The 20,931-nt window shown below is 58.9% G+C and carries 21 protein-coding genes; 7 read left to right on the plus strand and 14 right to left on the minus strand.

Annotation, left to right across the window (positions count from 1 at the left end; translation table 11 throughout):
- Positions 1-9 precede the first annotated feature (9 nt).
- The 5 genes from AC2FND_RS05335 to AC2FND_RS05355 are packed head-to-tail and all read right to left on the minus strand — an operon-like array spanning position 10 to position 4,216.
- On the minus strand, positions 10-552 hold the full coding sequence (locus AC2FND_RS05335; RefSeq protein WP_496768360.1) for a DUF3833 domain-containing protein: 543 nt from the start codon (positions 550-552) through the stop codon (positions 10-12).
- A complete protein-coding gene (locus tag AC2FND_RS05340) occupies positions 549-1,166 on the minus strand; it encodes a DUF3833 domain-containing protein (RefSeq protein ID WP_496768362.1) in 618 nt (205 codons plus the stop codon). The genes AC2FND_RS05335 and AC2FND_RS05340 overlap by 4 nt, the downstream gene beginning before the upstream one ends.
- Positions 1,163-2,386 (minus strand): MFS transporter, encoded by a 1,224-nt coding sequence (locus AC2FND_RS05345; protein ID WP_496768364.1) that lies wholly within the window; start codon positions 2,384-2,386, stop codon positions 1,163-1,165. The genes AC2FND_RS05340 and AC2FND_RS05345 overlap by 4 nt, the downstream gene beginning before the upstream one ends.
- Entirely contained in the window at positions 2,386-2,880 is a 495-nt protein-coding gene (locus AC2FND_RS05350; protein WP_496768366.1) for a hypothetical protein, read from the minus strand. The genes AC2FND_RS05345 and AC2FND_RS05350 overlap by 1 nt, the downstream gene beginning before the upstream one ends.
- A gap of 4 nt (positions 2,881-2,884) precedes the next feature.
- Positions 2,885-4,216 (minus strand): NAD(P)/FAD-dependent oxidoreductase, encoded by a 1,332-nt coding sequence (locus AC2FND_RS05355; RefSeq protein ID WP_496768368.1) that lies wholly within the window; start codon positions 4,214-4,216, stop codon positions 2,885-2,887.
- 152 nt (positions 4,217-4,368) lie between these two features.
- Between AC2FND_RS05355 and AC2FND_RS05360 the strand changes: the two genes are divergently transcribed.
- Entirely contained in the window at positions 4,369-5,094 is a 726-nt protein-coding gene (locus AC2FND_RS05360) for an SDR family NAD(P)-dependent oxidoreductase (protein ID WP_496768370.1), read from the plus strand.
- Positions 5,095-5,097: 3 nt separating this feature from the next.
- On the opposite strand, the gene AC2FND_RS05365 is transcribed toward AC2FND_RS05360, so the two are convergent.
- The gene (locus tag AC2FND_RS05365) at positions 5,098-6,750 is read right to left on the minus strand and encodes a DUF6504 family protein (protein WP_496768372.1); all 1,653 of its coding nucleotides are present in this window, start codon (positions 6,748-6,750) and stop codon (positions 5,098-5,100) included.
- A gap of 66 nt (positions 6,751-6,816) precedes the next feature.
- Positions 6,817-7,107 (minus strand): I78 family peptidase inhibitor, encoded by a 291-nt coding sequence (locus AC2FND_RS05370; protein WP_496768374.1) that lies wholly within the window; start codon positions 7,105-7,107, stop codon positions 6,817-6,819.
- A gap of 130 nt (positions 7,108-7,237) precedes the next feature.
- Here AC2FND_RS05370 and AC2FND_RS05375 point away from each other — a divergent pair, with 130 nt between their 5' ends.
- Positions 7,238-8,350: an S-(hydroxymethyl)glutathione dehydrogenase/class III alcohol dehydrogenase gene (locus AC2FND_RS05375; protein WP_496768376.1), complete on the plus strand. Its 1,113-nt coding sequence runs from the start codon at positions 7,238-7,240 to the stop codon at positions 8,348-8,350.
- Between the two features lie 58 nt (positions 8,351-8,408).
- Here the strand turns inward: AC2FND_RS05375 and AC2FND_RS05380 are convergent, their stop codons facing one another.
- The 3 genes from AC2FND_RS05380 to AC2FND_RS05390 all read right to left on the minus strand — a co-directional run bounded on the left by AC2FND_RS05380 (position 8,409) and on the right by AC2FND_RS05390 (position 12,881).
- Positions 8,409-9,347 carry a DMT family transporter gene (locus AC2FND_RS05380; RefSeq protein WP_480474471.1) on the minus strand — a complete coding sequence of 313 codons (939 nt, stop codon included), beginning with the start codon at positions 9,345-9,347 and terminating at the stop codon, positions 8,409-8,411.
- 153 nt (positions 9,348-9,500) lie between these two features.
- Positions 9,501-9,914 (minus strand): group III truncated hemoglobin, encoded by a 414-nt coding sequence (locus tag AC2FND_RS05385; protein WP_496768378.1) that lies wholly within the window; start codon positions 9,912-9,914, stop codon positions 9,501-9,503.
- Between the two features lie 48 nt (positions 9,915-9,962).
- On the minus strand, positions 9,963-12,881 hold the full coding sequence (locus AC2FND_RS05390) for an error-prone DNA polymerase (protein ID WP_496768379.1): 2,919 nt from the start codon (positions 12,879-12,881) through the stop codon (positions 9,963-9,965).
- A gap of 110 nt (positions 12,882-12,991) precedes the next feature.
- Between AC2FND_RS05390 and AC2FND_RS05395 the strand changes: the two genes are divergently transcribed.
- Entirely contained in the window at positions 12,992-13,456 is a 465-nt protein-coding gene (locus AC2FND_RS05395) for a DUF1203 domain-containing protein (protein ID WP_496768380.1), read from the plus strand.
- Here the strand turns inward: AC2FND_RS05395 and AC2FND_RS05400 are convergent.
- A complete protein-coding gene (locus tag AC2FND_RS05400) occupies positions 13,453-14,445 on the minus strand; it encodes an ABC transporter ATP-binding protein (RefSeq protein WP_496768406.1) in 993 nt (330 codons plus the stop codon). The two genes, AC2FND_RS05395 and AC2FND_RS05400, sit on opposite strands and share 4 nt — an antisense overlap.
- 87 nt (positions 14,446-14,532) lie before the next feature.
- On the opposite strand from AC2FND_RS05400, the gene AC2FND_RS05405 reads away from it, so the two are divergent.
- The 3 genes from AC2FND_RS05405 (at position 14,533) to polA (ending at position 18,130) form a co-directional block, all read left to right on the plus strand.
- Entirely contained in the window at positions 14,533-14,709 is a 177-nt protein-coding gene (locus tag AC2FND_RS05405; protein ID WP_209598538.1) for a zinc-finger domain-containing protein, read from the plus strand.
- An 81-nt stretch (positions 14,710-14,790) separates the two neighbouring features.
- A complete protein-coding gene (locus AC2FND_RS05410; protein WP_209505199.1) occupies positions 14,791-15,261 on the plus strand; it encodes a hypothetical protein in 471 nt (156 codons plus the stop codon).
- Positions 15,262-15,331: 70 nt separating this feature from the next.
- Complete coding sequence (gene polA / locus AC2FND_RS05415; protein ID WP_496768383.1) at positions 15,332-18,130, plus strand: DNA polymerase I; 2,799 nt, start codon at positions 15,332-15,334, stop codon at positions 18,128-18,130.
- A 43-nt stretch (positions 18,131-18,173) separates the two neighbouring features.
- On the opposite strand, the gene AC2FND_RS05420 is transcribed toward polA, so the two are convergent.
- Both AC2FND_RS05420 and AC2FND_RS05425 read right to left on the minus strand, forming a co-directional pair.
- Complete coding sequence (locus tag AC2FND_RS05420; RefSeq protein ID WP_496768384.1) at positions 18,174-18,404, minus strand: DUF2798 domain-containing protein; 231 nt, start codon at positions 18,402-18,404, stop codon at positions 18,174-18,176.
- Positions 18,405-18,457: 53 nt separating this feature from the next.
- Positions 18,458-19,222, minus strand: a complete 765-nt coding sequence (locus tag AC2FND_RS05425) for a hydroxypyruvate isomerase family protein (protein WP_496768386.1) — start codon at positions 19,220-19,222, stop codon at positions 18,458-18,460.
- A 40-nt stretch (positions 19,223-19,262) separates the two neighbouring features.
- On the opposite strand from AC2FND_RS05425, the gene AC2FND_RS05430 reads away from it, so the two are divergent.
- Positions 19,263-20,345, plus strand: a complete 1,083-nt coding sequence (locus AC2FND_RS05430; RefSeq protein WP_496768387.1) for a DMT family transporter — start codon at positions 19,263-19,265, stop codon at positions 20,343-20,345.
- On the opposite strand, the gene AC2FND_RS05435 is transcribed toward AC2FND_RS05430, so the two are convergent.
- A complete protein-coding gene (locus AC2FND_RS05435) occupies positions 20,328-20,903 on the minus strand; it encodes a DUF1285 domain-containing protein (RefSeq protein WP_496768388.1) in 576 nt (191 codons plus the stop codon). The two genes, AC2FND_RS05430 and AC2FND_RS05435, sit on opposite strands and share 18 nt — an antisense overlap.
- Between the last annotated feature and the right edge of the window lie 28 nt (positions 20,904-20,931).

Genomic DNA, 20,931 nt, shown 5'->3' on the forward strand with positions numbered 1-20,931 from the left:
TAGCGGGATCTATTCTTTTTCAAAGATCAGGATAACTTCGCCGAGGCGTACGCCAAAGCGTGAGACGTAAGCGCGGTTTAACAGACGGTCCTCGGTCAGCAGCCACATCCAGTCGTCAAAACCGACGCGCATCGTGCCATCTTTGACAGGCAGGTCAATTTTGTATTTCCAGTTGAAGGTGTCGCCCCTTTCGGTCCCGCTGGCGGTTCCCAGCACACCGGGTGCAGTACCAGCCCACGTGTCATCACTAGTCTTTGTCAACGTCCAGATGCGCTGTTCAGTTGCGCCGTCGTCGTAGATAAAATCCTCGACCAGTGTCAGGGTTTTCCCGTCCCATGTGCCGTCGATATCGACTTCAAACCTGCGTGAAACATTCCCCAACACATCCTGAAACTGCCCGTAAGCCATGGTCTTTCCGTCGAAGAATTCCTCGAGGTTCAGTTGCCGTTCAGACAGAAAGGTTGTCGGAACTTTCGGTTTGCCGGAGCAGGCAGCCAGAAGAGCAAGGCTTGCGACGGCAACACATGTAATCAGAGAGCGACCTGTGATCATTGCACCAGCTGCCTTTCTGAAGTGATGCTGTACTCATTTGCGCCACTTACGTGGATCGGATGTGATTTGGGGTTCGGGCGCATTGTTGCAACGAGTTCAGCAACCTTGATGCCGAACTTACGCATCTCGGAACGATTCATGATGACGCCATGTTCTGTCAGATACATCCAGTCTGTAACATCCAGCGTGTGTCCTCCTGCGTCTTTGGGCAGAATGATCCTGTAGTTCAGCTTGATCGTTGCGCCGGATATCGTGCCGTGACCTTCGCCAACGATATCCTCTGCTGTTGCCGTGAACGTATTTCTGGTGCCAAGCGTTAGATACCATTTACGGTTCATCTTTTTGCCATTTGAGTACGTGAAGAACTCGGAAAGTGTGCCGGTGTTCCCATTCCACTCACCGACCATGCGGGCCACAAAGCTGTTCGACATCCTGCCATTGGGGCCATAGATCAGACCCTCGGACAGGATTTCACCGTTCAGATGCCTTTTCAGCGAAAAATTGGGCCCGGTACCGGCATAGTCTGACGGGGTCTGCGCACGAAAGCTCAGCAGTCGGGCGCGGACAAACATTGCAATCAGCAGAGCCAGCAGGATGATGGCGACAGCATTCATTTGCTTGTAACCTCGGTTGGCAGGGTCAGGACCATTCCAAAGGCCCCAAGTTTCAGGATGCAGGGCAGCATCGCGTAGGCGAGATTGAGTGCATCAAGCGCTTGGGCGGAATTGGTTTGACCGGGGGTGAAGCCATTGCGCTCCAGCAATGGCAGGGTAATAAAGGCTGCCAGGGCCAGGCCCAGCTTGCCAGCAAAGGACCAGATACCAAACGCTGTGGACGCGTTAAGACCGGCTCGGGTCAAAGTGACCGAAAACATGGCGGGCAGCACGACCATATCCGCGCCCAGAGCGGCACCCGAGGCGAGGCAAATCAACGCAAAACCGGTGAGGTTCCCAGCGCTCAGTGTGGCGGCACCGATAAACCCCGCGATGGAAAGCGGCATCGCAATCATCAGTGTCTGTTTCGAACCAATTTTGTTGCTGAGCTTTGCCCAAAGCGGCACGCTTGCGCCCGCGCTGAGGAAAAACAGGATCAGCAACGGTCCGGCTTTGCCGGGCAGTTGCAAACGGTCCTCTACGAAAAAGAGAAACAGGGTCGATGTGATGGCCACAGGCAGGCTGTTGATCAAAGCCAGCACCAGAAGGCGCAAACCCCCGGCCTTGCCCAGGCTTGCGAAAGACAGACCGGATCCGGTGATTGGGGGCCGCCGCCAGATCGGAACAGTCAACAAAAGGGTTGCGACCGATAGCAGACCCAGAAACAGACCAAATGCGGGATAGCCTTGCGCGTGGGCTCCGGCGGCAACAAAAAAGGCAGGGGCACTTGCCGCGATGATAACGCCCGTCAGTTGTCCGCCTTCCCGATAAGCGGCGAGGGTCATCAACTCCTTCGCGTCTGCGCGTTTTGCTAGCGTCGCACTACGCCCGTAGAGCAGGATAGTCCCCAGGCTGTAAGCCGAAAACAACAGTATCAGAAGAACAATCAATGTCAGTACATCTGCGCCTTGTTGCAGGCTGAACAGCGCCGGAAATCCAATGGCAAGGCCGAGAGCTGCCATGGACGCAAAGACAAGCTGGCCACTGGGCCATCTGTCAATCGCCCAACCGATCAGTGGGTCCTGTACCAGATCGACCAATCGGATCATCAGCAAGACGGTGCCAATCACCCCCAGTCCAATGCCCAGATTCACCGCCGCAAAACGCGGCAGATGAATGTATAGCGGGATGCCCGCCGCTGCGAGCATCAGCGCATACAAGCTGACCCGAGGGTAAAGCATCACTTTCCCTGAAGCATTCGGGTGAAGGACGCCGACCGCGTGTTTTCGCCAAGGAAAACCGACATGAAACTGCGTTTGATGCCCGGATATGCCATTGTGCAGGTCTTTCGACCGTTCAGCCAGAAACTGACCTTGTCTGGCCCGTCGGACACCGCCAGATAGCTGTCACCCTTGGTGACACCCCTAAAACACACGTCCAGTTGGTCGCCGACCGGGGCAGGGTGGCCGACGCGTTTCATCTCGTCGAGCGTCGAGTTGACCAGCGCATTCTTCTTGATGCTTTTACGGTATGTCAGCTGAAGCCCGAAATCTTCACTCCAACTGAACGAAGCACCTTTGGGTGTGTAAAGCTTGGCGTCGTAGATCGGAAACCCGAGATAGCGGAAGGTTGCAGTTCCGCGAAGTTGTGCACCATCCAACTCTTCCGTCACAGGCGACGCAATCAACCCAGTGGGGGCCAGCAAGGAAAGGCTCAGAAGGCTCGCGCGCAACATCCCGCTATTCGGCGGCAACAGAGATGGCCGGATCTTGTGCAAGAATGGCATAATCAGCTCCGATCGTTTGCGGGGTGCCATTTATCCGCTCAACAACATGCATCGCGCTGGCGATCCCGTCTTCGTGAAATCCGTGCCGGTTATACGCACCGGCGAACCAGGTTCGGTTCTGTCCTTGTATCTCGCGAATATGCCCCTGTGCTTTCAGGGCGGCTTTGTCGAATACCGGGTGGGCAAATTCGACCTGGTCAAAGATTTTATCCGCTGGAATCTCTGTTGGGGCGTTCAGCGTCACAAAAAGCGGGTCGTTATCCGGTATGTTCTGCAGTCGGTTCATCCAATATGTAACGCCTACGTCCCCGGCCTGTGATCGATAGGTCCAGCTGGACCAGCACGCACGCCGCTTTGGCATCTGGCCAGGATCACAATGCAGGGTGGCGGTGTTGGGTTGGTACCGAATTGCGCCCAGTGCAGCGGTTTCCGCCGGGGTGGCATTCCCGCCCAAAATGGCAATCGACTGGTCAGAGTGGGTAGCCAGGATGATCTCATCAAACTGATCCACCGCACCCTGACTGTAGACCGTAACACCTGTATCACTCCGGGAAATGTTCTGAACCGGACTGGCCAAACGGATTGCTGCCCCGCGTGCCCGTAGGGCGGCATCGATCCTGCGGACATATTCGATACTGCCACCTTTAACTGTGTACCACTGGTGTTGATTTGCGCGGCCACTGGCCAGAAGGGCGTGATTTCGGAAGAACTGCACCAATGAGCGTGCAGGGAACTGATCCACCAGTTCAACCGGAGTTGACCAGATCGCCCCACACATTGGCATCAGATAGTTGTGGCGGAACCAGTGTCCCAGCCGAAGCTGATCCACCAACTCACCAATCGTGGTGTCGTCATCTCTTGCAGCCTCCGGAGCCTTTTTGCCAAAGCGCAGAATGTCGGCAATCATCTTGTAATAGGCGGGGCGCGCAAGATTGCGCCTCTGCGCGGTCAGGGTGCGCAGATTGTTCAAACCATATTCGATACGACCATTGTCGATTGTCGCGCCAAAACTCATTTCGCTTTCGATCACGGGAACATTGAGCTCATCAAAAAGTCGGGTCAGAAAAGGATAGGTAGCGTAGTTGAAGACGATGAAACCAGTATCCACCGGTTGATCGCCGTTCTTCCCGGCCATGACTGTGCGGGCATGGCCACCTAAACGCGGTTCCGCCTCATAGAGGGTCACGTCATTGTTTTCTGAAAGGTAGTAGGCGGCTGAAAGGCCTGAAATACCTGCACCAACAACTGCGATTTTCTTCCGTACGCCCTGGGTTTCGTCGAACATTCCAGCCTCGTTATGTGGTTCTTAGAATGGAATACGCGGGGTAGGTGCAGCTGGATCAATCCGGTTGGAAGTTTTGTCAGAAGCGCGATCGCATTTGATCCAACTACGTCACGGGCCCGTAGAATATGAAACATGACTGAATCGGCCCGCGCATGAGCAGCTTTGACGGAAAAACCTATTGGATCATCGGCGCAAGTGAAGGTTTGGGTCGTGCTTTGGCTAAGGCGCTAAGCGACAGGGGCGCGCATTTGATCTTGTCGGCGCGTAGTTCTGAACGTTTGGCTGACATCTGCTCCGAGCTTCCCAATGCCCGCGCGATCCGGTGCGATGTCGCTGATTTAGACTCTGTTCGCGGGGCTGTGGCCGAGGCGGGTCTGGTCGATGGGCTGGTTTACAATGCCGGCGCGTATGACCCCGTGCGCTCGGCGGATTGGGATACAGAGGCGTCGCTCAGGATGGGTGATGTGAACTATCTGGGTGCTTTGCGTGTGTTGGGTGAAACCGTTCCAGACCTTGTTAAGGCAGGTCGGGGGGATATTACGCTGATCGGGTCGCTCGCGGGCTATCACGGGTTGCCAGCGGCCATCGGATATGGGGCCAGCAAGGCGGCGCTGATTTCCCTGGCGGAAACGATGCGCCATGATCTGGCAGGCACCGGCGTGACCGTGCGGATCATTAATCCCGGCTTCATCAAGACCCGACTGACTGAGAAAAACAGCTTCAGGATGCCCATGCTGATGAGCCCCGAGGATGCGGCGGGTCGTGTGCTCAAGGCGATGTCGCGGCGCCGTTTTCGTACGGATTTTCCTGCACCATTCTCGTGGTTTATCCGTCTGATTGACTATCTGCCGGATCTGTTGGTGTACCGAGGGAAATAGACCCTAACCAAACTGCCCGTGACAGAACCAGCCTGCAGACATGGTTCCGCCATGGCCATAAAACAGCCACAACCGTTCGCCCTGCTGTGTCACTACAACCCAGTAGTCCCGCACGCCGCTGCGCCAGTTCGGGTCATCCAGCCACCATTCCGGTGCGATCCGTTCCGGGCCGGTGGCCTGCGCCAGCTGCCAGTTACGCCCGCGCCAGCGAAAGGCGCTGGGCACGTCAGGGGTTTCCGGTGCCATTACCGGCTCAGGCTGCCACATCAGCAGGGGGCGGGGGCGTGGCGGCGCAGGCCAGTCGCGGGCAGGTTCCGACCATGCCGCCGCCAGCGTTTGCGCCGTTTTCTCAGGGATGTGCGAGGCCGCGGGATGGCGCCGGGTGATCGCCTCAAGCCCCACCCGCGCGCCCAGCTTGCCGATCAGGTCATCCACGGCGGTATTGCCCGCCAGCCGGTTGCGGGCCACACGGCGGGCTTCGGCATGGCCGGCCACGGTACGGGCGTGGATGGGTTCTGTCTGAACCGCCTCAAGCCGCAGCATGTCGATGCCGTAGCCTGCGTCGATCTTGTCAACTTTCATCTCTAACAAAGGGCGAATGTGGTATTTATCGTAAGTTGGGCGGGCCAGGCCGACCTCGATAACCTCAGCTGCCTGATCGGCGCGGTGCGCCTCCAGTCGCAGGGTGCGGGCACCGCGCCCCTTTTCTTCCAGCTTGGTGCAAAGCGTTGGCAGAACCCGATCAACCGCAGCCATGACATCCTCAACCAGACCAATCGGGTTGGGCAGGGTCATCCGCACTGCGAAATGGTGCGGCGGTCGGGCGGGCGAGACAGGCTCGGGCGCGCTGCCCATGGCCTGATCCAACCGCAGAACCAGCCCGCGCCCAAACCTCCGCGCAAGGCTGGCGCGGGGTTGACCCAGCAGATCGCCGATGCGACGCAGGCCCAGACGGTTCAGCTGCACGACAACCTGATCTTCCAACCGCAGCGCGGCGATAGGCAGGGGGCTGAGTGCGCCATAAGATTGCCCCGGCGGCGCGATCCGCGCGCCTCCGCCCAGGGCCCTCACTTGCGGCGCGGTGCCGCCTTTGGTCCAGTGCCGCCGTTTACCCGCCCGGGCGCGGGTGGCACGGGCCTCCTGACTGATGGCGTCGCCATTGCGGTCGGATGTGGCCGCCTGCCCCGCATAGCGCGCCAAAGCCCAGGCTGCGCCCAGCGTGTCGGCGATGCCAATCTGTACGCTGAGGCCCATATCCGCGCAATCGGTTTCAAGAACGTTCAGCAACGCCTCCTCTCCGCCAAACAGATGGGCGCAACCTGACAGATCGACGATCAGCCCGTCCGGGGCCTCTTCGGCCACCCATGGGCTGAACTTCCCCGCCCAGCGACGCAGCGCGGCCAGGAACGCGGCTTCGGCCGGGGCGTTACGGTGGCGTGTGATCAGGTTGGCACACATGGCATGAGCATCCCGCACCGGCTGGCCTACACGCAGCCCGGCAGCCTGCGCATCGACATTCACTGAGGTAATAACCTGCATGTTCGACTGCTCGGCCACGATGGCCAAAGGCCCGGTATGCAGCCCCCGCGCAGCGCGGATCAGCCGTTCAGCCCCCAGACGGGGGAACCATAGCGAAAGTATTCGGCGTTTGGGCATTTGCAGGCATCACAATGTTCTTATTTTGTTCTTAAGTGAGAATCGATGCCTGAGTCGAGTCCGCCCTTATCCGCAGGTCAGCCGCTGGATGATCCCGTCGCCATTCACATACACGTTCAGCCGGTCGATGCGGTAATCCTGTGTGGCGATGCCATCCGGGCCCAGCACGCGCGACCGCGCCGGCAGGTTTGCCTGAATGGCTGAAACCGGCTGGCCAACGGTATCGGAAAAATCTTCGCCCTGACAAAAGGCCAGATCGACCGGGGCAGGTTCCGGCGGCAGCAAAGCGTCTTCGGGCGCGGGTGGAGTCTCAGCGCAGGCCGCCAGAAAGATCAGGATCGGGAAAAATCGGTGCATTGGCGTTCCTCATTCTGGCAATGTCGTTTCTGCAATATCAATTAATTAGCCAACCTGCCATGAAAGCACGGTTGAAAACACCCTGTAATTGACGCAGGGTCGGGGCAAAAGTGACAGGGAGATAAGTAGCATGCGTACCCGTGCCGCCGTCGCCGTTCAGGCGGGCAAACCTTTGGAAGTGATGGATGTGAACCTCGAAGGCCCCAAGGCGGGCGAGGTTCTGGTCGAGATCAAGGCCACCGGTATCTGTCATACCGACGAATTCACCCTGTCGGGTGCCGACCCCGAAGGCCTGTTCCCGGCCATTCTGGGCCATGAAGGCGCAGGCGTCGTGGTCGAAGTGGGTCCGGGTGTAACCAGCCTGAAACCGGGCGATCATGTGATCCCACTTTACACCCCCGAATGCCGCGAGTGTGAATACTGTCTGCACCCCAAGACCAACCTGTGTCAGGCGATCCGGGAAACCCAGGGCAAGGGTCTGATGCCCGATGGCACCTCTCGTTTCTCGACCTTGGATGGCGATCCGATCCTGCATTACATGGGCTGCTCGACCTTCTCGAACCACACGGTTCTGCCTGAAATCGCGCTGGCCAAGGTGCGCGAGGACGCGCCATTCGACAAGATCTGCTATATCGGCTGTGGCGTCACGACCGGTATCGGCGCGGTCATCAACACCGCCAAGGTGGAAATCGGCAGCCGCGCCATCGTGTTTGGTCTGGGCGGTATCGGCCTGAACGTCATTCAGGGCCTGCGTCTGGCTGGAGCAGACCAGATCGTCGGCGTCGACCTGAACCCCTCCAAGGTGGAAATGGCCACCAGGTTCGGCATGACCGACTTCGTGAACCCGTCCGAGGTTGAAGGCGATCTGGTGCCGTATCTCGTCAACCTGACCAGGGGCGGTGCGGATTATACGTTTGACGCCACAGGCAATGTCGGCGTGATGCGCGCAGCACTTGAATCAGCGCATAAGGGCTGGGGCGAATCCATCATCATCGGCGTGGCACCTGCAGGGGCCGAAATCTCGACCCGGCCATTCCAGCTGGTTACCGGTCGTTCATGGCGCGGTACCGCGTTCGGCGGCGCGCGTGGGCGCACGGATGTGCCCAAGATCGTCGACTGGTACATGGAAGGCAAAATCGAGATCGACCCGATGATCACCCACACCATGGGTCTGGACGACATCAACCACGGCTTTGACCTGATGCATAAGGGCGAAAGTATCCGTTCGGTGGTTATCTACTAAGAGTAAAATCCACAGTTTTCCAACCACGACGCGCTGATCGGCGCGCCGTTTTTTAGACCTACTTTCCAGGCCGTGTTGCCCCTGTGTCCGCCCGGGGCGACCGAACCCGCAGAACCGGGGTATTGGCCGAGGTGGTGTTGGCCCGGCTTTCTCGCCAAACAACATAGACGCCGGACGCGATGATGATGCTGGCACCGACGGCGACCCAGATGTCAGGGCGCTCGTCGAAGAAGATCATGCCAAACAGCGTTGCCCAGATGATCTGGCTGTACTGGCTGGGGGCGACGACACCGGCGGGTGCGGCGCGGTAGGCCAGAATGATCAGGTGTTGGGCGATGACCGAAAACACCCCAACCAGCGCCATCATCGCCAGATGCAGTAGGGACGGCGGCTGATATACAGCCGGTTGGGCAAGGCTCATCACAACGATAGCCAGCAACATCGGATAGAGGATCAGCACGGCCGAGCGCTCCTCATTCCCGATCTTGCGCACCAGGACCGAGGCAAAGGCGCTGCAGAAGGCGGCCATCAGGGCGGCCATATGGCCCAGTGTGATATCCGTTGCACCGGGGCGCAGAACGATCAGGACGCCGATTAAGCCGACGCCAACCGCAGCCCAGCGCTGAACGCGGACCACTTCACCCAGTATCGGGATCGACAGCACCGTGACGATCAGCGGGAATGAGAACAGCAGGGAATAGACCTCGGCCAGTGGCAGAACCGAAAACGCGTAAAACGCGCAGGACATAGCCGTTACCATCAGGCCCGAGCGCAGCAGAACGAGCCAAGGATGATGCGGCAGAAAGTTTCCCGTCGTGCGGTCGGTCAGGATCGTGACGGCCATTGGAACGAACGAGAACAGCGTGGCGAAAAAGATGATCTGCATCACTGAATAGGTGCCGCCCAGCACCTTGATCAGCGCGTCGTGGCTGGCAAAGACGGCAAAGCCCAGAAATGCATAGCCAAGCCCCCGCAGGGTGTTGTTTTGTGCGCTCATCGATCCGGCCTCGGCCTATGTTGGTATGGTGACGATACTTCATAGCAGCGCAGGCAGGGTTCCTGGCTGTCCGTAGTGCTGCTTAACCCTATTCTGAGGGCGCGAATAGTCCTTATTTTACCGCTAACATCGCATGGCCGCCATGATCTGGGATCATCGCAGGATCGGCGGCGCGTCTTTGGGCTGTCGTGCGGATTGGACACCTGCTTTCATGCCGACACCGATGCGGCGGGCCAAGGCGACCCACGGGGTGGCCGTTTCAGCGGGCAGCGTTCGGGTGGCAACCTCTTCGAACAGATCCAGCCAATGGGCAAAAAATTCCGGTTTCACATCGCGCCGTTCGACATGGACCCGTTGCGGATTGCCGTCATAGCAGCGCTCATACAGGATGGCATTGCGCCAGAAGGCGGCGATCTTGTCCTCATGCATGGGCCAGTCGGTGACGTGATTGGCAAATACGGGCCCAAGAACCGCGTCTTGCCGGACACGGGCATAAAAGGCGCGAACTTGCGCGTTGATCTGCTCGGGCGTCGCGGGAAAGCGCGGGGGAAGGATGGGTCTGGTCATGACGGCCTGAATTTCGACTCTGTTTTTGGCAGATAGGGTGTTCCGGCGTTACGGAACAGAGGTGGTATTGTCGCGCCCATCCGGTGTCAGCAGATGCCGCAGCAGGGCCACCGGGTGCGCCCGCAGGCTGAGGCGGGTGGCGACGTAATCTTCGACCACCTGCTCGCCCAGCGTCATCTGTGGCAGGTAAGCCTTGGGTTCATCCAGCGCCTCGCCCTCCAAGTCCTGCGAGAACAGTGGCAGAGGTTTGGCGGTGGCAATTGCCTTGGCCTGCCACAGCGCCTCGCGCCGGGTCAGATCGCAAGCGGCGAAGGCATCAGCCTCGGCCAGCCGTTCGATCACCGATGGCCCAAGGCCTGCGCGGCGCCAGACATCATCGACCTGGGTGTAGCCGTTGCCGCGTGCGGCGGTCAGCCAGCTGGCATCCTCCTCGCTAAGCCCCTTGATCTGGCGAAAGCCCAGCCGCAGCGCCAGCCCGCCATGGCCGTCGGGCTCCATCACGTTGTCCCAGAAGCTGGCATTGATGCAGACCGGGCGCACCTGAACGCCATGTTCGCGCGCATCCCGCACGATTTGCGCCGGCGCGTAGAACCCCATCGGCTGCGAGTTCAGCAGGGCGCAGGCGAAGATGCCCGGATGGTGGCATTTGATCCAGGCCGAGGCATAGACCAGCAGCGCAAAACTGGCCGCGTGGCTTTCGGGGAAGCCATAAGACCCGAAGCCTTCGATCTGCGAAAAACAGCGCTCGGCGAAGTCATCCTCATACCCGTTGCGTTTCATCCCGCGCAAAAAGAGCGCGCGGAATTCGCTGACGTTGCCATGTTTCTTGAAGGTTGCCAGCGAGCGGCGCAGCCGATCGGCCTGTTCCGGGGTGAACCCCGCACCGACAATGGCGATTTGCATCGCCTGTTCCTGAAACAACGGCACGCCCAGCGTTTTGCCCAATACCTCGCCCAGCGCGTCCGAGGGGAAGCTGACCTCCTCCTCTCCGTTCCGGCGGCGGATATAGGGGTGGACCATGTCGCCCTGAATGGGGCCGGGGCGGATGATGGCAACCTCGATCACCAGATCATAGAAATTACGCGGCCGCATCCGGGGCAGGAAGTTCATCTGTGCACGTGATTCCACCTGAAACACGCCGATGCTGTCCGCCTTGCAGAGCATGTCATAGACCACCGGATCCTCGGGCGGCAGGGTGGCAAGGGTGTAGCTGGTCTGATGATGCTGGCCGATCAGGTCAAACGCCTTGCGGATGCAGGTGAGCATCCCGAGGCTGAGGACATCGACCTTGAGGATGCCAAGGCTGTCGATATCGTCCTTGTCCCAGCAGATGACCGTGCGGCCCTCCATCGTGGCGTTTTCAATGGGGACAAGCTCATCCAGCCGACCCTCGGTGATGATAAATCCTCCCACATGCTGCGAGAGGTGGCGGGGAAAGCCGTCGATCTCATAAACCAGCATTAGAGTCTGTTTCAGGCGCCGATCTTCGGGGTCGAGGCCAATTTCGCGCATCCGTTGCGCCTCAAGCCCCGAGGCCGAGAAAAAGCCCCAAAGCTGTGAGGAAAGCGCCGAGATCGTATCTTCGGTCAGACCCATGGCGCGTCCAACCTCGCGGATGGCGCGTTTGCCGCGGTAATGGACCACCGTGGCGCAGAGGCCCGCGCGTTCGCGGCCATAGCGGTCATAGATGTGCTGGATCACCTCCTCGCGGCGTTCATGTTCGAAATCGACGTCTATGTCTGGCGGTTCATCGCGCGCCTCGGAGACGAAGCGTTCAAACACCATGGTGCCCATCTCGGGGCTGACCTCGGTGATGCCGAGGCAAAAGCAAACGACCGAGTTGGCAGCCGATCCGCGCCCCTGGCAGAGGATGCTGCGCGAACGGGCGAAATGGACGATATCGCGGACAGTCAGGAAGTAGGGTTCGTATTTCAGCTTGCTGATCAGCGTCAGCTCATGCGCCAGCATTTTTTTCGCCTTTTCGGACGCCCCGGCGGGATAACGCCATTTCAACCCCTCATGTGCCAGACGATGCAGGCGCTGGGTCGGGGCTTCTTGCGCGCTGCCCTCGCTGGGGTATTCATAGCGCAGCTCGTCCAGCGAGAACGTGAGTTGTTCACTGAGTTCATGGGCGCGGGCAACGGCCCCCTCATGACCTTTGAAGATGCGTAGCATCTCGGCCCCGGAGCGCTGGCGCTGTTCACCATTGGCCAAAGCGTCCCGGCCCAATGCGTCCACCTTGCGGCGCAGGCGGATGGCGGTCAGCACATCGCCCAGTTTGCGGCGGGTGCCGTGGTGCATCATCGGTGTTGCGCTGGCGAGCGTGAGGATGCCAAGCTGCTTTGCTTCGGTCTCTAATAAAGAGAAATACGAACCATCGGCGCCATCATACCGGGGGTGCATCAACAGATGCATCCGCCCGGCAAAGCGGCGCGTCAGCTGCTGCGCCTGTGTCCGCCACGCGCCCGCGCCGCCCGGAGAGCCCGCCGCCTGTGGCCACAGCAGCAGGTGGAGGCCATCGGAAAATTCGAGCAGGTCAGACAGGTGCAGGATGCAGTCGCCCTTCTCGGCGCGCAGACGGCCTTTGGAGAGGATGCGGCACAGGTTGGCCCAACCCTGCCGGTTCAGGGGCAGGGCGGTGACCATGGGCGCATCGGTGAAGATCAGCCGCGCCGCCGGGATCAGGCGGGGAACCGCGTGGATGGGATAGGAGGGCGGCTTGGGGATATGATCGGGGCAGGGTGGCCCGATTGAGGTATTCTGCTCCTCCCACGCCAGCCGTTCGCGGACCTTGCGGGCGATCTCGCACGCCTGAGTGTGGGCGCGGACGATCCCGGCGACCGAGTTGTCATCAGCAATCGCAATGGCGGGCAGGCCCAGGGTGACGGCACGCTCCATATACTCCTCGGGGTGTGACGCCCCGGTGAGGAAGGTAAAATTCGACGTGATCGACAGCTCGGCATACATGGCGATTCCACATTATATTCATGTTTTGTTCTTTTTCGAGTCCTTTGCGCAGGAAACGGGTCGATTGGACCAGGTCAGGTGGGCATGGTCAGCAAAAAAGGAGATCCGAGATGTTCAAAATCACCGCTTTGCCCACCAACGATGTACGCGCCCTACAGGCGGGTGGCCCGGATGCATATGGTTCAACGCCGGAACGCGCTGTGTCGACGGGTGCAGGTAATCCGTGCCGCCACTGCCTGCGACATATCCCCGAGGGCGATGAGATGCTGATATTGGCACATCGGCCTTTTTCAAAGACACATCCCTATGCGGAAACCGGCCCGATCTTTCTGTGTGCAACACCATGCGAGCGGTACGAGGAAGACGCGCTGCCCGAAATTCTGACCACCTCGCCTGACTATCTGATCAAGGGCTACGGTGCGGATGACAGGATCGTCTATGGCACCGGGGCGGTCACGCCGACGGACAGAATCGACGCAAAAGTCAGGGAAATCTTTTCCCAATCCGACGTCGCCTATATTCACGTGCGGTCTGCGCGGAATAACTGCTATCAGGCGCGAATAGACCGCGCCTAAAGCTTGACCCGGTGGATGCCCCGGCGTGGCTGATCCTGATCATCCGCCGGGTGATCCTCGGTGCGGGACGAGGTCAGGGCAAGGAATACATCCTCAAGATCGGCCTCTTCGGTGCGAACGTCACGGATGCAGATATTCGCGGCGCGCACCGATTCCAGAACCTGCTCGGCACTGGTCTGAATGTTTCGGTATTGCAAGACAAGGCTGCCATCATCGCGGAGAGCTGCCTCGACGCCTTCTGACACAGGCAGATCAATGATCGGGCTGTCGGGCACAATCACCATGGTGCGGCTGTCCATGCGGCCCAGCAAGTTGGCCGTGCTGTCCTGCGCGACCTTTTCACCGTGGTTGATAATGGCGATCTCGTCGCACATCTCCTGCGCTTCTTCCAAGTAGTGGGTGGTCAGGATGATGGTCATGCCCCGTTCGTTCAGCTTGCGCACATTGGCCCAGAGCATCTGGCGCAGTTCGATATCCACACCTGCTGTGGGCTCATCAAGCACAAGGATTTTCGGGTGATGCACCAGTGCCTTGGCCAGCAGCAACCGCCGCCGCATCCCGCCCGAAAGAGTGCGGGCATAGGCCTCGGCCTTGTCACTGAGACCGACCAGTTCAAGAATCTGATCACTGCGCCGTTCGGACTTCGGAACGCCATAGAGACCGGCCTGAACCTCAAGCGCGCCGCGCGGGGTGAAAAACGGGTCGAGGTTGAGTTCTTGTGGCATTACACCGATGGCCGATCGCGACTGGCGTGGACTCTGATCCTGATCGAAGCCCCAGATCGCCACGCGACCCGCCGATTTCACCACCAGACCAGCCAGGATATTGATCAGGGTCGATTTTCCGGCACCGTTTGGACCCAGCAGACCAAAAACCGAGCCGCGCGGGACGGTCAGGTCAATGCCTTTCAGCGCATGCTTTTCGGGCTGACCCTTGCCACCGCGATAGGTTTTGCGCAGCCCTTCGATCCTGATTGCCGCGTCGCACATGTGGCACTTGCCCCCGGTTTGATCATCGCCCATAAACGCACCTAATACATGCCCGCGTGGCCGACAACCGAAGAAGGATCGCCAGCCGTGACCATCGAAGCGCCGGAAACCAAGATCGTCGAAACCGCCCGTGTTGCCTGTGACGGTGGCGAAGGTGCGTTAGGTCATCCGCGCGTGTGGCTGCAAATTCCAGAAGACGCAGGCTGGGTCGAATGCCCCTATTGCGACTGCAAATATGTTCTGAAAGGCACAGAGCAAAGCTGATTGCTGACCTAGTTGGGTTTCGCCCAAATCTCGCCGTGTTTTTTATGGTAATGCACGTGGCAAGCAACGTAGGCGAGCGTGATGAGCGATATTACATCCAACGATTCCGCCAACCCGATTTTTGGTTGGGTTGGCTTTTGCATAGCGTCTTTGGCATTGTTTGCTGCCTTGTTTGTCTTCTGGGCTGGTCCATTTGCCCCAAACCAGTCCTCGGGCGTGTCGCTGGGTGAACTGGCAGCTGAAATCGGCAAATCTACTCTGCGCGCGGCCGCAGGGATGGAGCAGCCCGAGCCCGTTGCGCGCGCGCGCGATCTGGATGATTTCCTGCAGATCGGCGTTGCCATGCTAGGTGGGCTGGCGGTTATTCTGTCGGTTGTTGGCATCCTGCGTCACGAAAGGCGGCGCCCTGCCATTGCTGGGATTGCTGTTGGCATCGGCGCAATTTTGTTCCAGTTCTTTGCCTTCGCGTTTTTTGCCTTCCTCGGTGTGTTGATCATTATGGCGCTGCTGAACAGTTTCTCGGACGTTTTCAGCGGCCTCTTCGGCGGTTAGTCCAAGTTCAAGACTGGTCACCCGCGCGACCCTGTGGCAGAACCATTCCTGACCGATAGGGAGCGCGCGCATGAGCAATTTCGGAAAAGGGTGTCACCTGCATCTGATCGACGGATCGGCCTTTATTTTCAGGGCCTATCACGCGTTGCCACCGCTGACTCGCAAGTCGGATGGTCTGCCAATTGGGGCTGTTTCGGGCTTTTGCAACATGCTGCAGAAATATGTCGAGGGAAACACCGGGCCAGATGCGCCGACCCATGTGGCGGTGATCTTTGACAAAGGCTCGCATACCTTCCGCAATGACCTTTACGACCTCTACAAGGCCAACCGCGAGGCGATGCCCGAGGATCTGCGCCCACAGATGCCGCTGACCCGCGAGGCGACAAAAGCGTTCAACATCGCCTGCAAGGAGATGGAGGGCTATGAGGCTGACGACATTATCGCGACCCTCGCTGTTCAGGCGCGAGATGCGGGTGGCCGTGTGACCATCGTGAGTTCCGACAAGGACTTGATGCAGTTGGTCGGGGACGGCGTCGAAATGCTGGATGCGATGAAGAACAAACGCATTGACCGGGATGGCGTGGTCGAGAAGTTCGGGGTTGGACCGGAACGTGTGGTCGATGTTCAGGCGTTGGCAGGTGATAGCGTCGACAATGTTCCTGGCGCGCCGGGGATCGGGGTCAAGACGGCGGCTTTGCTGATCAACGAATTCGGCGACCTGGAGACCCTGCTGGACCGGGCGGATGAGATCAAGCAGCCCAAACGCCGCCAGACCCTGATCGAAATGCGAGACCAGATCGAGCTTTCGAAGAAATTGGTTCAACTGGATGAGAATACTCCGCTGGATTTCACCTTGGACGACCTTGAGGTGAGGGACCCCGATGCAGACACGCTGTTGGCGTTTCTAGCGGAGATGGAGTTCCGTACCCTCACCAAGCGCATCGCTGACAAGCTGGGGGTTGAGGCTCCGGTGATTGCCGACGCGCCTGCGCCAGCGGCGGCAGAGGTCGAGGCCGAGGTGATCCCGTTTGACAGTTCGAAATACGAATGCGTACGTGATTCAGCGGCCCTGCAAAAGTGGATTGACCAGGCCTATGAGCGTGGTTGGGTGGCTGTAGACACAGAGACCACGGGCCTGAACGAGATGATTGCCGGTCTGGTGGGTATTTCGCTGTGCGTCGAGGCCGGAGAAGCCTGTTACATCCCGTTGACCCACCGCGATGGATCAGCGGACGATCTGTTTGGATCGGATGCTTTGGCCGATGGGCAGATGCAATTGGATGAAGCCCTGATGCTTTTGAAACCGATGCTCGAGGATCCGTCGGTCCTCAAGATCGGGCAGAACATGAAATATGATGCCAAGATCTTCAGGCGGTATGGCATCGACGTTTCACCCATCGACGATACGATGCTGATGTCCTACGCCATGCATGGCGGTGAACATGGGCATGGGATGGACACCCTGTCCGAGCGTTATCTGAGCCACACACCTATCCCGATCAAACCACTGCTGGGGTCGGGAAAATCGGCAATCACCTTCGACAAGGTCGCGATTGACGAGGCCACGGCCTATGCCGCCGAAGATGCGGACATCACCTTGCGTTTGTGGCAGCTGTTCAAACCGCAATTGCACCGGGCACAGGTGACCACGGTCTATGAGACGCTGGAACGGCCGCTGGTCCCGGTACTGGCCGGGATGGAGATGCATGGAATCAAGGTCGACCGCGATGTCCTGAGCCGGATGTCCAATGCATTTGCCCAGAAAATGGCCGGTTTAGAGGCTGAAATTCACGAGTTGGCCGGGGGAAGCTTTAATGTCGGATCGCCCGCTCAGCTGGGCGAAATCCTGTTCGACAAGATGGGTCTGGAAGGCGGGAAAAAAGGCAAGAACGGGAAATACTCGACAGGGGCTGATATTCTGGAAGACCTTGCAACCGAGCATGAACTGCCGCGCCGTGTGCTGGACTGGCGGCAGCTGAGCAAGCTGAAATCGACCTATACCGACGCGCTACAGACCCATATCAACCCCGACACAGGCCGGGTACACACATCTTATTCGATCACCGGAGCGAACACGGGGCGTCTGGCCTCGACCGATCCCAACCTGCAAAACATTCCGGTGCGGACAGAAGAAGGGCGGCGTATTCGTGAGGCTTTCATCGCCGAGCCGGGCAATGTCTTGGTAAGTCTCGACTACAGCCAGATCGAGTTGCGCATTCTGGCCCATATTGCTGATATTTCGGCTCTGAAACAGGCGTTTTCTGACGGTTTGGATATTCACGCCATGACCGCGTCCGAGATGTTCGACGTGCCGTTGGATGAGATGACACCTGATATCCGCCGTCAGGCAAAGGCAATCAATTTCGGTGTGATCTACGGCATCTCGGGCTTTGGTCTGGCCCGGAACCTGCGTATTCCACGGGCCGAGGCACAGAGCTTTATTGATCGTTATTTCGAACGGTTCCCAGGCATTCGCCGCTATATGGACGACACAGTCGAATTCGCGAAAGAGCACGGCTATGTGCAAACCCTGTTCGGGCGCAAGATTCACACGCCCGAAATCAATGCCAAAGGGCCACATGCAGGGTTCTCGCGCCGCGCGGCGATCAATGCGCCAATTCAAGGTACGGCGGCGGATGTGATCCGGCGCGCTATGGTGCGAATGCCGGACGCGATCGCCGGATTACCAGCCAGGATGCTGTTGCAGGTTCACGACGAGTTGCTGTTCGAAGTGGCCGAAGACGCGGTGGATCAGGTGGTTGACGTGGCCCGTGACGTGATGGAGGGCGCCTCGGATCCTGCGGTCAAGCTGGATGTGAAGCTGGTCGTGGATGCCGGGAAGGGGGCGAACTGGGCCGAGGCGCACTAACGGCGTTGTTCTTCAGTTCTCGGCGGTCTGTCCTATCAGCGGGTCAGCCCTGCGGCCCGACCATGCGGTTGACCATTCGTTGCACAGATGGGCCAAACAGCAGGATTACGGTGAAGGCGATGGGCCAACAAAAAGCCCAGGACGCCATCCAATCGCCAACTGTGCCGGGGTTAAACCCAATTGCTTTGACCGTCGCAATCCCCGTTACAATCAAGGACATGAGGCCGGACATGATCAGGCTGAAAATGGCACGGGCATAGCGGGCGGGTATCATGGCAGGCATCCTAGTGGTCGCAATGCCCCTGATGTGCGGTATTTGAATGAAAATTACCAGTGCAAGTCCCGCATCCAGTCAAGTGTGTCGCAGGTGCGTTGAGTTGAGGGTATGTATTCCGCGCTAACCCAGCCGCCATAACCTGCCGCGTCCATGGCCGAGAACAAGCCTTGGAAATCCGTTGGGCCACGACCCGGTTCCATGCGATCCGGGGCTGCGCCGATTTGGGCATGGACCACCTGCGGATGAAAGCGATCCCAGACAGCCAGCGCGTCGCCATGGATCATATGGGCGTGAAAGCTGTCATATTGCAGGCCGACATTCGGGCGATCCACCTGGTTGAGCACGTCTGCTGCCAGATCATAATCGTTCAAAAAATACCCGGGCTGTGAAACCGGGTTGAGCGGTTCGATGGTGAACTGCTGCTGTGGGGCGAAATCGGCAGCCCATTGCAGGTTTTGCACAAAACAATTCAATGCATCTGGCCCGGTGGCATATCCGGACATGATGTGGATCAGGCCGGGGCGAAGCACCCCTGCATATCGCAGGACACGGCGAATGTCCGACTGGAACCGTGATTGACCATCGGGGATCGCTGCGTAACCCGGCGCACCCCCGGTGTAGTTGGGTGGTGGCGCATTGATCAACACAAGCTCCAACCCGTTGGCAATCAAGGCGCGGCGGGATTCCGTCGCGGCGATGTCGTAAGGAAACAAAACCTCGATCGCGGTAAACCCGGCATCTGCCGCCGCCTGAAACCGATCCAGGTAAGGCATTTCCGTAAACAGAAGCGAAAGGTTGGCAGCAAATCTGGGCATGAGCGGTCAGTGGTTGTGGTGATCCGACCATACGCAAGGGATGTTTTTCGGGGAAGGGATCGAAAACGACAGATTGTCGAAAATCGACCAGATCGCCTGCACCGAATCAGCAAAGGTCCGCTCAGCGCGGCTCGTCATTACGGGTGCCGCATTAACAAAAGGTCCGAATCCAATGGCGATGAGCCCGGAACCCGTACGCGGGGCAACTACCGTTTTGTCTGGTGGCCAAAATCCAGCGCTGTCAGGGAATGGGTTGGCCGTTGCCTCCATGATCACCTGGGCAGCGGGTTTCCCCGCGGCAGAAGTGTTGCTGCAAACCTGGCCTCCCGTTGCATTGCTGACTGCGCGCCTGATGCTGGCGGTTGCCGTTCTGATACCGGTCTGGATTCTGCTGGACGGTCCAAGCAGAGTGTTACGCGCCAGATGGGGCCGGGCGATGGTTGTCGGCGGCTTTGGTTTTGGCTTTGCTATGTTTCTGCTGATCGTGGCGCAGAAAATGACGGACCCGGTGACAGTCGCGATCATTGCATCCTGCGCGCCCTTGCTTGCAACGGTACTGGAGTTGGTGGCTGGAACCCGACGGCTGAAATGGACCTTTGCGTTGGGTGTTCTGGTGTCGGTTCTGGGTGGGCTGATTGCAACCAGCGCCGCCGCGCCCGAACAGCTGGGGCTGGGCGCGGTTCTGGCGATCCTTGCAACGGGCCTGTTTTGTTGGGGTAGCATGGCCACCGCGCGCGACTTCCCCGAGCTTAGTCAGATCGGGCGCTGTACGATTACCTTCGTCGGTGGGTTGCTCATGGCCGCGGTGCTGAGTTTTGGGGCGGCCCAGCTGGGCATGGATGTGCTGCCAACCGCCGCCATTGATGGACAGCAATGGGGGATGCTTGGGATCTATGCCTTGATATCACTGGGGCTCAGCCAGGTGTTGTTCATCTCGGCCGTGGGCAAGCTGGGTGTGGCGCTGGCTTCGTTTCACATCAATATTGCACCGTTTTACGTGATGCTGATCATGCTGATGTTGGGGGAGGACTGGAACTGGACCCGTGCGCTGGGCGCGGGCGTGGTTGCTTTGGCCGTAGTTCTGGCCCAGGATCGCGCACTTCGGTCAGCCAAGATCGGCTGAAGGTATCAGGCCAAAGAACTGTCTGCCTGACCAAACACCGAACCAGCCCTCATGGTGGCTGCCAATCTCGACGAGGCGGTAAAAACTTTTGCGGTCTATGCGGGCTTCGAGGTTGGCGCGGATCAATATGTAGGGTGACGGTTCTTCTGTTTCGGGATCAATAACAACCCGGATCGGATGCGCGGGCCCTGCAACAGCGATGTCGTCCACTTGTGTGCGGAAGGTCAGGTCTTGCGTCTGACCTTCGCCGGTTTGCTCGAAATCCACGGCGATGAACGGCGCGTCCTCGACAGTGATTCCCACCTTTTCAACCGGCGTAACCAGATAATATTTCCCGTCTTCTCTCTTAAGAATTGAGGAAAAAAGCTTCACAAGCTCGAACCGATTGATGGGTGAGCCTAAATAACTCCATGTACCATCTTTTGCGACACGAATGTCCAGATCGCCACAAAACGGGGGATTCCACAGGTGAACGGGCGGTAAACCTCGGGTTTTGGCGGCTTTTACCGATGCGGTCAAACCGTCGGGCGAGGGTTTCACAGGTTTTTGTCCGCTCATTGCTTTTGCCATTTCCTCTCAGCGCGAT

The organism is Ruegeria sp. BHSB056, assembly GCF_059613305.1.